Genomic DNA, 10,604 nt, shown 5'->3' with positions numbered 1-10,604 from the left:
CGTTTTATATTTGGCCATTGTTTATTTTATGGTAAAATTAATAGGCGTGTATGGGGTCGCTCTTACTATAACCATTATAGAATCTTTTATAATAATCCTATTTTCTCTTTTTGTATTTAAGCAAAAACTAGTAAGGCTAATATAAATATTATTGTGTTTAATTGGCTTAAAAGGTGTAAATACATTTCTCTCTCAGTTGATTTTATTTTAAATTTATAATTAGTCAAAATATCTATTTGATTATTGAGTGTAATATTGTTTCTTATTTTGCGCTATGATATTTACATGCTTTGAGCTAATATAACCAACCTTTTAAGCTGTGAGTGTCTTGCAGCGATCAAACCAGACAGGAGTATGTAATGTCCAAGCAACAGATTGGGGTTGTTGGTATGGCCGTGATGGGGCGTAACCTTGCGCTGAACATCGAAAGTCGTGGTTATACCGTGTCCGTTTTCAACCGCTCCCGTGTAAAGACCGAAGAAGTGATTGCCGAAAATCCAGGCAAGAAGCTGGTTCCTTACTACACAGTACAAGAGTTTGTTGAATCCCTTGAAACACCACGTCGTATCCTGTTGATGGTGAAGGCTGGGGCTGGCACCGACAGCGCCATCGATTCCCTTAAGCCTTACCTCGATAAAGGCGACATCATCATTGATGGCGGCAACACCTTCTTCCATGACACCATCCGTCGTAACCGTGAACTGTCTGCCGAAGGTTTTAACTTTATCGGTACCGGTGTTTCCGGTGGTGAAGAGGGAGCTCTGAAAGGGCCTTCCATCATGCCTGGTGGGCAGAAAGAAGCCTATGAGCTCGTTGCTCCGATTCTGAAGCAGATTGCTGCAGTTGCTGAAGACGGTGAGCCATGTGTGACCTATATCGGTGCTGACGGTGCTGGCCATTATGTGAAGATGGTTCATAACGGCATCGAGTATGGCGACATGCAGCTAATTGCTGAAGCTTATGCGCTGTTGAAAGGCGGTCTGGCTCTTTCCAACGAAGAGCTGGCTCAAACCTTCACCGAATGGAACGAAGGTGAACTGAGCAGCTACCTGATCGACATTACCAAAGATATATTCACCAAGAAGGATGAAGAAGGTAAGTACCTCGTTGATGTTATTCTTGATGAAGCAGCAAACAAAGGTACCGGTAAGTGGACTAGCCAGAGTTCACTGGATCTCGGCGAACCTCTGTCTCTGATCACCGAGTCCGTGTTTGCTCGCTATATTTCTTCGCTTAAAGACCAGCGTGTAGCCGCTTCGAAAGTGCTGAGTGGTCCGCAGGCTCAGCCGGCCGGTGATAAAGCTGAATTTATCGAAAAAGTGCGTCGCGCGTTGTACCTCGGTAAAATCGTTTCCTATGCTCAGGGCTTCTCACAGCTGCGTGCTGCTTCTGATGAATACAACTGGGATCTGAACTACGGCGAGATCGCTAAGATTTTCCGCGCTGGCTGCATCATTCGTGCGCAGTTCCTGCAGAAGATCACCGATGCTTATGCGCAAAACGCTGGCATTGCTAACCTTCTGCTGGCGCCGTACTTCAAACAGATCGCTGATGACTATCAGCAGGCGCTGCGTGATGTCGTGGCCTATGCCGTGCAGAATGGTATTCCGGTACCGACGTTCTCTGCCGCAATTGCCTATTACGACAGCTATCGTTCCGCAGTTCTGCCAGCTAACCTGATTCAGGCTCAGCGCGATTACTTTGGTGCGCACACCTATAAGCGTACCGATAAGGAAGGCGTTTTCCACACTGAGTGGTTAGATTAATATTTATATTATTAGACCTTCATGACTTTATTGGAGGTCTAATAAAAAGCTTGAGTATTATCAAGATCTATTATGATGAATAGTGAAAAATTAAGAATTTCGCTATTTGTTTTTAAAGTGTTCATCCGATATTATCCCCATGAAATTACATCTCAATCATTTTAATATGGAGATGTATGCAATTATTTTCTTTTTGCATGAGTAATCAAAGGTAAATAAAATATGAAGATTCTTGTCACCGGTGGCGCAGGCTTTATCGGCTCTGCCGTGGTTCGTCATATCATTGAAAATACCCGGGATGAAGTCCGCGTGCTGGACTGCCTGACCTACGCCGGCAACCTCGAATCCCTGGCGCCGGTGGCCGGGAGCGAACGCTACTCGTTTTCCCAGACTGATATCACGGATGCTGCTGCCGTGGCGGCCCAGTTCAGCGAGTTCCGCCCGGATATCGTGATGCACCTGGCGGCAGAAAGCCATGTGGACCGTTCCATTGATGGCCCGGCCGCCTTCATCCAGACCAACGTAATCGGCACCTTCACTCTGCTGGAAGCGGCCCGTCACTACTGGTCCGGCCTTGGGGAAGCGCAGAAGCAGGGCTTCCGCTTCCACCACATCTCCACCGATGAGGTGTACGGCGACCTGCACGGCACCGATGACCTGTTCACCGAAGAAACCCCGTACGCGCCGAGCAGCCCGTACTCTGCCTCCAAAGCGGGCAGCGACCATCTGGTTCGCGCCTGGAACCGCACCTACGGCCTGCCGGTGGTGGTAACCAACTGCTCCAACAACTATGGTCCGTATCACTTCCCGGAGAAACTGATCCCGCTGACTATCCTTAATGCCCTGGCGGGTAAACCGCTGCCGGTATATGGCAACGGGGAGCAGATCCGTGACTGGCTGTATGTTGAGGACCATGCCCGTGCGCTGTACAAAGTGGCGACCGAAGGCAAGAGCGGCGAGACCTACAATATCGGCGGTCATAACGAGCGTAAAAATATCGATGTGGTGCGCACCATCTGCGCCATTCTCGACAAGGTGGTGGCGCAGAAGCCGGGCAACATCACCCACTTTGCTGACCTGATCACTTTTGTCACCGACCGTCCGGGACACGACCTGCGCTACGCCATTGATGCCGCGAAAATTCAGCGCGATCTGGGCTGGGTACCACAGGAGACGTTCGAGAGCGGGATTGAAAAAACCGTGCACTGGTATCTGAACAACCAGACCTGGTGGCAGCGCGTGCTGGACGGCTCCTATGCCGGTGAGCGCCTTGGCCTCAATAACTGATATCTGACTAATTAAGGAATAGATTTATGAAAGGTATTGTTCTGGCCGGCGGCTCCGGCACGCGTTTATATCCGATCACCCAGGGCGTCTCAAAGCAGCTGCTGCCAATCTACGACAAGCCGATGATTTTCTACCCGGTGTCCGTCCTGATGCTGGCGGGTATTCGCGACATCCTGATCATCTCCACCCCGGACGACATGCCTTCCTTCCAGCGCCTGCTGGGTGACGGGTCGCAGTTCGGGGTGAACTTCAGCTACGCCATCCAGCCGTCGCCGGACGGCCTGGCGCAGGCCTTTATCATTGGCGAAAAGTTCATCGGCAACGATGCCTGTGCCCTGGTGCTGGGGGATAACATCTACTTTGGTCAGAGCTTCGGTAAAAAGCTGGAAGCGGCGGCGGCGAAGACTTCCGGTGCCACGGTGTTTGGTTATCAGGTGCTGGATCCGGAGCGCTTCGGGGTGGTGGAGTTCGACGAGAACTTTAAGGCGCTGTCCATCGAGGAGAAACCGCTGAAGCCGAAATCGGACTGGGCGGTGACCGGGCTCTACTTCTACGACAACAACGTGGTGGAGATGGCGAAGGACGTCAAGCCTTCTGAACGCGGAGAGCTGGAGATCACCACCCTGAACCAGATGTATCTGGAGCGCGGTGATTTGCAGGTGGAACTGCTGGGGCGCGGATTTGCCTGGCTGGATACGGGTACCCATGACAGCCTGATTGAAGCTTCTCAGTTTATTCATACCATTGAGAAGCGCCAGGGGATGAAGGTCGCCTGTCTGGAAGAGATAGCCTACCGTAATCAGTGGCTGTCGGCGGAAGGGGTGGCGGCTCAGGCGGAGCGTCTGAAGAAAACCGAGTACGGTGCCTACCTGAAACGTCTGCTCAGTGAAGACTGAAGCCGCACGGCCATTAAAGGAAAATAACAAGATGAAGATATTACTGATTGGCAAGAATGGTCAGGTGGGCTGGGAGCTGCAGCGCTCCCTGTCCACGCTCGGTGATGTGGTCGCGGTGGATTACTTTGATAAAGAGCTGTGCGGCGATCTGACTAATCTGGACGGTATCGCGCAGACCGTGCGTACCGTCCGCCCAGACGTGGTGGTGAATGCCGCCGCGCACACGGCAGTGGACAAGGCCGAAAGCGAGCGGGAGCTCTCCGACCTGCTGAACGATAAAGGGGTGGCGGTGCTGGCGGCGGAGTCGGCGAAGCTGGGTGCCCTGATGGTGCACTATTCCACGGACTATGTGTTCGACGGCGCCGGCAGCCATTATCGCCGGGAAGATGAGGCAACCGGCCCGCTGAACGTCTACGGTGAAACCAAACGTGCCGGTGAACTGGCGCTGGAGCAGGGCAACCCGCGTCACCTGATTTTCCGTACCAGCTGGGTGTATGCCACCCGCGGCGCCAACTTTGCCAAAACCATGCTCCGCCTGGCGGGTGAGAAAGAGACGCTCTCCATCATTGACGACCAGCACGGGGCGCCCACCGGAGCAGAGCTGCTGGCAGACTGCACGGCGACGGCAATCCGTGAAACGCTGCGTGATCCGGCGCTGGCCGGTACCTATCATCTGGTGGCCAGCGGCGAGACCAGCTGGTGCGACTACGCCCGCTATGTGTTTGAGGTGGCGAGAGCGCACGGTGCAGAGCTGGCGGTTCAGGAAGTGAAGGGCATTCCGACGACGGCCTATCCGACGCCGGCGAAGCGTCCGCTCAACTCTCGCCTGTCGAATGAAAAATTCCAGCAGGCATTTGGGGTGACTCTCCCGGACTGGCGTCAGGGTGTGGCTCGCGTGGTAACAGAAGTCCTGGGTAAATAAACGGGTGGCAAAAGATGAACATTATTAAAACAGATATTCCTGAGGTGCTGATTTTTGAACCGCGCGTGTTTGGTGATGCGCGGGGTTTCTTCTTTGAGAGCTTCAGCAGCAAGGTGTTTAATGAGGCTGTGGGCCGCCAGGTGGAATTCGTCCAGGACAACCACTCCCAGTCCCAGAAAGGCGTATTGCGCGGGCTGCACTATCAGCTGGATCCGCACGCTCAGGGCAAACTGGTCCGCTGCGTGGAAGGTGAGGTATTTGACGTGGCGGTGGATATCCGTCGTTCATCGCCAACCTTTGGCAAATGGGTGGGCGCGGTGCTCAGCGCAGAGAATAAACGTCAGCTGTGGATCCCGGAAGGGTTCGCCCACGGGTTTATGGCGCTGAGCGACACGGTGCAGTTTGTCTACAAGGCGACGAACTACTACGCGCCACAGTCAGAGCGGAGCATCATCTGGAACGATCCGGAGATAGGGATTGACTGGCCGGCGCTGGGCGACTGCGCGCTGTCGCTGTCGGAGAAAGATCTGCAGGCACATACTCTGGCCACTGCAGAAGTTTATAAATAATTAGGTTGTTTTTCCTAAAATGGCGGGTTCCAAATGGAACTCGTCATGTTTATTCGTTTACAAGCTTGGTCAACCGACCGACTTGACTTACCTTCCTTCTCAGCGTAAAACCGCGCACAGCATTATTTAAATTCGTGGCTAGCCGCCATTACCCAGTTAACTGATTAAAGTGTAATCGAATGAAAATTACTATTTCCGGTACAGGTTATGTTGGTTTATCGAACGGTGTCCTGATTGCGCAAAACCACGAAGTGGTGGCCCTGGATATCGTACAGGCCAAAGTGGATATGCTTAACCAGAAGATCTCTCCGATTGTGGATAAAGAGATTCAGGAATATCTGGCAGAAAAACCGTTAAATTTCCGTGCCACCACGGATAAGCACGACGCATACCGTAATGCCGACTACGTGATCATTGCCACGCCGACCGACTACGATCCCAAAACCAACTACTTCAACACCTCTACGGTGGAAGCGGTTATTCGCGATGTCACAGAGATCAACCCGAACGCGGTAATGATCATTAAATCGACCATCCCGGTGGGGTTCACCCGCGACATCAAAGAACGTTTAGGGATTGATAATGTTATTTTCTCTCCGGAGTTCCTGCGTGAAGGCCGTGCGCTGTACGACAACCTGCACCCGTCGCGTATTGTCATCGGTGAGCGCTCTGCGCGTGCCGAACGTTTTGCTGATCTGCTGAAAGAAGGCGCGATCAAGCAGGATATCCCAACCCTGTTTACCGACTCCACCGAAGCGGAAGCGATCAAACTGTTCGCTAACACCTATCTGGCGCTGCGCGTTGCCTATTTCAACGAGCTCGACAGCTATGCTGAAAGCCAGGGGCTGAACAGCAAACAGATTATCGAAGGGGTATGCCTGGATCCGCGTATCGGCAACCACTATAACAACCCGTCCTTTGGCTACGGCGGCTACTGTCTGCCGAAAGATACCAAGCAGCTGCTGGCGAACTACGAATCGGTCCCGAACAATATCATCGCGGCTATCGTCGATGCTAACCGTACCCGTAAAGACTTTATCGCGGATTCTATTCTCGCTCGTAAGCCGAAAGTAGTGGGTGTATATCGCCTGATCATGAAGAGTGGTTCGGACAATTTCCGCGCCTCTTCTATTCAGGGCATCATGAAGCGCATCAAGGCGAAAGGTATTCCGGTTATTATCTATGAACCGGTGATGCAGGAAGATGAGTTCTTCAACTCCCGCGTCGTGCGCGACCTGAATGCCTTCAAACAAGAGGCGGATGTGATCATCTCTAACCGTATGGCGGAAGAGCTGGCGGATGTCGCGGATAAGGTTTACACCCGCGATCTGTTTGGCAACGATTAATTCTGCCGGTCTGTCACTGGCGGCCTGCCGCCGCCAGTGTGTTCCTTTATCCCTCCTTCATTTCTCTTTCCCCGAGCCTATTTTCCGCTCATTCAGATTAACCTCAATAAATTGTGATGGACATTACGATCCTGCTCAAAAGCCGTTGCGGATTGAAAACAGGTCCGATAAGTTAAACTTACCTTGTGAAGAGCTACCGTCACTGTGATGTAGATGCCGGAGATAAGCGCCGGGAGGTAAAACAAAGCCTGCAACGCAGGCTTTTGTTATTTATGTCTTATGAAAAAACAAGGGACAGGGCGCCAGTAGCGTTATTTTTTTCTTGCCTTAAGGCCATGCCAAAACGCAGAATGAATAGTCATTCTGTCATATCATTTTTTTATCTCTTAATATTATCTTAATCTAATTGTAATACGGAGCGGGCCTTACCACTTGCGTTTATTAAACGTCAGTTTCGTTTTTTTTCTGTCTTTTAAATAAGAAATTAAAAAATAAACGGAAATAGCAAGTAGTATGGCAGCCACCACTAAGAAAAATAGGTTTTCCATAATATCTACCACATAGCGTATGTTGATTAAATTATTAGGTTGATAAGCAATGCGCCAGTTTTGTTCTGTAGCATGGCTTGCTCTAACATATCCTGGATTTAGGAAAATTCCTACAGAGTGTAATGTTTTTTATTACTCAGTATTTCATGCTACTTTTTCGATTGGAAACGGCATGGATACAGCCGAAGTGCAGTACTGTGGCATGTGGAGATTTGCTTTTTTAACAAAGGCTGGATGAAACTGGTTTCAGTTAGGCCAACTAAAGGGTAAAAAAATACGCTATAGCATAAAATATTATATATAACGTAATGCAGCTGCAGTTGATTCACATAACGTAAGGGTATGCAGAGTAGCTGCAAGAAGTTGCCGCAACCTGACGATTGCGGCAGGGCAGGGGGATTAGATCTGATAGTAATCCTTGTACCATTCCACGAAGTTCTTCACGCCGTCCTTCACTGACGTTTGCGGCTTAAAGCCCACCAGGTCATACAGCGCTTGGGTGTCTGCGCTGGTGTCCAGCACATCTCCCGGCTGGATCGGCATCATATTCTTCTTCGCTTCCATTCCCAGCGCCTCTTCCAGGGCGGTGATGTAGTCCATCAGTTCCACTGGTGAGCTGTTGCCAATGTTATATACCCGATACGGCGCGGAGCTGGTGGCCGGGGAACCGCTCTCAACGGTCCAGTCGGCATTGGCCTGCGGGATCACATCCTGCACCCGAACCACCGCCTCGACGATGTCGTCGATATAGGTGAAGTCGCGCTTCATTTTGCCGTAGTTGTAAACGTCGATACTTTTTCCTTCCAGCATCGCTTTCGTGAACTTGAACAGCGCCATATCCGGGCGACCCCACGGACCATAAACTGTAAAGAAGCGCAGCCCGGTGGTCGGGATGCCGTACAGATGGGAATAGGTATGCGCCATCAGCTCATTGGCTTTCTTGGTGGCGGCATACAGGGAGACCGGATGATCGACGGAATCTTCGGTGGAGAACGGCATTTTACGGTTGAGGCCGTAAACCGAGCTGGAGGAGGCGTACACCAGGTGTTTCACCTTGGTATGACGGCAGCCTTCCAGAATGTTCAGGTACCCCATCAGGTTAGCGTCTGCGTACGCATACGGGTTTTCCAGCGAGTAGCGCACGCCGGCCTGGGCGGCCAGGTGGATCACGCGGTCAAATTGCTCTGTGGCGAACAGCTTTGCCATACCTTCACGGTCGGCCAAATCCAGCTGCTGGAAATGGAATGCCGGAGATGCCAGGCGATCCAGACGTGCCTGCTTCAGGCTGACGTCATAATAGTCGTTCATGTTGTCGATTCCGACAACATCATGCCCTTCATTCAGCAGGCGCTGCGCGATATGGAAGCCGATAAAACCTGCGGCACCAGTGACCAAAAACTTCATATTTTTCCTCCGGGGTGTGGATATCCCGTTCTACATAAGTGCCGATTTTACACTGGCTTGCGGTTGGGATCACTTGCTTTGCCATGACAAGATATGCAAGTAACTGTAAACAGCGGCGTCTGAGAGTAAATGCCTTGTAATTAATTATCATTCGTGAAAGGTATTAAGCCATTCAGAAGATGAAAAGCACTATAGAAACCAATATAAACAATGGGTTATCTGTTTGTTTCGGTTTTATCGAGTATTGCTAGGTTTTAGACGCGGTCTGGCCTCGTAGAGTAAAGATTGTTACTTTGGTTTGCCCGGTGTGTTTGTTTCCCGAGAGCTCATTTAGCGATAATGCCATCATATCGTCTAAAGTGTGTCCATTTTTACATTGAGAAAGCCATGCACCGGATTTTTACTTTTATTCCTTACTTGCAGAGTTATAATACGTTGCCGTTCTATTTGGCAGACTTAGGTATTGCTTGATAAATCATCACCAAAAGTTGTTATTAATATGCAAGAAATTATTTCAGAATTTCATGCTGTCCTTAGATGGTTCTTTTGCATGTAAGGGCGTGATGAGCAGGTGAGGGGAGTGCTACGCCAGGCATGCTGCTTGCGGAAATGAGAAAGTCCTGATAGCTAACGGAGAAGGGAAACGCCAGAGTAAAGCCTTTTTGTAGCTAAGGTAACGAGATGCATGGCTGTACTGAACAGTAATGCCATCTGCAGTGCGGTTTGAACGGATGTGAGTGCTAAAAACTCGGTGGATCACGCATTTTGGTTGCGATAGCCAATGGCGGTAGCGTGGAAGAAAACATAAGGTGATTTTTTAATTTATTGAATTAAAAGGGTTTTTATCGTTTATGGCTGGGGTGTCGCTTGCGCTTCCGTTCAAATCATTGGTTGCAGTCGATGAATGGCAGCTGGCCTGATAAACTTTGCCCGCAGCACAAAGCAGTCAGTTTCTCGACTGTTGAGCCTGACAGGATCGGCGAGGTAGACCTGGTATGACTAACTCATTCAGTGGATATTTGCAGAATAATTTATGAGTATAAAGATGAAGTACAATTTAGGGTATTTATTTGATTTACTTGTTGTCATAACAAATAAAGATCTAAAAGTGCGCTATAAGAGCAGCATGCTAGGCTATTTATGGTCAGTAGCAAATCCATTGCTTTTTGCCATGATTTATTATTTTATATTTAAGCTGGTAATGAGAGTACAAATTCCAAATTATACTGTTTTCCTCATTACCGGCTTGTTTCCGTGGCAATGGTTTGCCAGTTCGGCCACTAACTCATTATTTTCATTCATCGCTAACGCTCAAATTATCAAGAAGACAGTTTTTCCCCGGTCCGTGATTCCGCTAAGTAATGTAATGATGGAAGGGTTGCATTTTCTTTGCACCATCCCGGTTATTGTAGTCTTTCTTTTTGTTTATGGCATGACGCCGTCATTGTCCTGGGTTTGGGGTATACCTCTCATTGCTATTGGCCAGGTGATTTTCACCTTTGGTGTTTCAATCATCTTTTCAACGCTGAACCTGTTTTTCCGTGACCTGGAGCGCTTTGTCAGTCTGGGGATTATGCTGATGTTTTATTGTACGCCGATTTTATATGCGTCTGATATGATTCCGGAAAAATTTAGCTGGATAATTACCTACAATCCGCTAGCGAGTATGATTCTTAGTTGGCGTGATTTATTCATGAATGGGACTCTTAATTATGAGTATATTTCTATACTCTATTTTACGGGAATCATTTTGACGGTTGTCGGTTTGTCTATTTTCAATAAATTAAAATATCGATTTGCAGAGATCTTGTAATGCACCCAGTTATTAACTTCAGTCATGTTACAAAAGAGTATCCTCTGTACCAT

Annotated in this window: 9 protein-coding genes; 7 read left to right on the top strand and 2 right to left on the bottom strand. The window is 49.4% G+C overall.

The features are described from left to right. Positions 1–359: 359 nt before the first annotated feature. The 6 genes from gndA to ugd all read left to right on the top strand — a co-directional run bounded on the left by gndA (position 360) and on the right by ugd (position 6,786). Positions 360–1,766, top strand: coding sequence for an NADP-dependent phosphogluconate dehydrogenase (gene gndA / locus KHQ28_RS05260; protein ID WP_032418677.1), 1,407 nt, complete (start codon positions 360–362; stop codon positions 1,764–1,766). A 222-nt stretch (positions 1,767–1,988) separates the two neighbouring features. After that, positions 1,989–3,053 (top strand): dTDP-glucose 4,6-dehydratase, encoded by a 1,065-nt coding sequence (rfbB, locus tag KHQ28_RS05255; protein ID WP_032418679.1) that lies wholly within the window; start codon positions 1,989–1,991, stop codon positions 3,051–3,053. Between the two features lie 26 nt (positions 3,054–3,079). Next, positions 3,080–3,949, top strand: coding sequence for a glucose-1-phosphate thymidylyltransferase RfbA (rfbA, locus tag KHQ28_RS05250; protein ID WP_004175258.1), 870 nt, complete (start codon positions 3,080–3,082; stop codon positions 3,947–3,949). Continuing rightward, a complete protein-coding gene (gene rfbD, locus KHQ28_RS05245; protein ID WP_023157745.1) occupies positions 3,939–4,871 on the top strand; it encodes a dTDP-4-dehydrorhamnose reductase in 933 nt (310 codons plus the stop codon). The genes rfbA (KHQ28_RS05250) and rfbD overlap by 11 nt, the downstream gene beginning before the upstream one ends. A 14-nt stretch (positions 4,872–4,885) precedes the next feature. Beyond that, positions 4,886–5,440 carry a dTDP-4-dehydrorhamnose 3,5-epimerase gene (gene rfbC, locus KHQ28_RS05240; RefSeq protein WP_021313307.1) on the top strand — a complete coding sequence of 185 codons (555 nt, stop codon included), beginning with the start codon at positions 4,886–4,888 and terminating at the stop codon, positions 5,438–5,440. A 179-nt stretch (positions 5,441–5,619) separates the two neighbouring features. Further along, the gene (gene ugd, locus KHQ28_RS05235; RefSeq protein ID WP_004175261.1) at positions 5,620–6,786 is read left to right on the top strand and encodes a UDP-glucose 6-dehydrogenase; all 1,167 of its coding nucleotides are present in this window, start codon (positions 5,620–5,622) and stop codon (positions 6,784–6,786) included. Positions 6,787–7,211: 425 nt separating this feature from the next. Here ugd and KHQ28_RS05230 read toward each other — a convergent pair whose 3' ends face one another. Both KHQ28_RS05230 and KHQ28_RS05225 read right to left on the bottom strand, forming a co-directional pair. Next, positions 7,212–7,334, bottom strand: a complete 123-nt coding sequence (locus KHQ28_RS05230) for a small membrane protein (RefSeq protein WP_032409012.1) — start codon at positions 7,332–7,334, stop codon at positions 7,212–7,214. Between the two features lie 399 nt (positions 7,335–7,733). Further along, positions 7,734–8,738 carry an NAD-dependent epimerase gene (locus KHQ28_RS05225; RefSeq protein ID WP_004175262.1) on the bottom strand — a complete coding sequence of 335 codons (1,005 nt, stop codon included), beginning with the start codon at positions 8,736–8,738 and terminating at the stop codon, positions 7,734–7,736. Between the two features lie 1,045 nt (positions 8,739–9,783). Between KHQ28_RS05225 and rfbA (KHQ28_RS05220) the strand changes: the two genes are divergently transcribed. After that, complete coding sequence (rfbA, locus tag KHQ28_RS05220; protein ID WP_002912373.1) at positions 9,784–10,551, top strand: O-antigen export ABC transporter permease RfbA; 768 nt, start codon at positions 9,784–9,786, stop codon at positions 10,549–10,551. Positions 10,552–10,604: the final 53 nt, after the last annotated feature.

Source organism: Klebsiella sp. 28 (genome assembly GCF_018223905.1).
Taxonomy (GTDB): domain Bacteria; phylum Pseudomonadota; class Gammaproteobacteria; order Enterobacterales; family Enterobacteriaceae; genus Klebsiella; species Klebsiella pneumoniae.
The sequence above is the reverse complement of the archived record's forward strand: the minus strand, read 5'-3'. Positions and strand labels throughout refer to the sequence as shown.

What these genes read in the sequence shown, in the direction of transcription:
- gndA (WP_032418677.1), top strand. Translation starts at nt 360, where the DNA reads ATGTCCAAGCAACAGATTGGGGTTGTTGGTATGGCCGTGATGGGGCGT.
- rfbB (WP_032418679.1), top strand. Translation starts at nt 1,989, where the DNA reads ATGAAGATTCTTGTCACCGGTGGCGCAGGCTTTATCGGCTCTGCCGTG.
- rfbA (WP_004175258.1), top strand. Translation starts at nt 3,080, where the DNA reads ATGAAAGGTATTGTTCTGGCCGGCGGCTCCGGCACGCGTTTATATCCG.
- rfbC (WP_021313307.1), top strand. Translation starts at nt 4,886, where the DNA reads ATGAACATTATTAAAACAGATATTCCTGAGGTGCTGATTTTTGAACCG.
- ugd (WP_004175261.1), top strand. Translation starts at nt 5,620, where the DNA reads ATGAAAATTACTATTTCCGGTACAGGTTATGTTGGTTTATCGAACGGT.
- KHQ28_RS05230 (WP_032409012.1), bottom strand. Translation starts at nt 7,334, where the DNA reads ATGGAAAACCTATTTTTCTTAGTGGTGGCTGCCATACTACTTGCTATT.
- KHQ28_RS05225 (WP_004175262.1), bottom strand. Translation starts at nt 8,738, where the DNA reads ATGAAGTTTTTGGTCACTGGTGCCGCAGGTTTTATCGGCTTCCATATC.
- rfbA (WP_002912373.1), top strand. Translation starts at nt 9,784, where the DNA reads ATGAAGTACAATTTAGGGTATTTATTTGATTTACTTGTTGTCATAACA.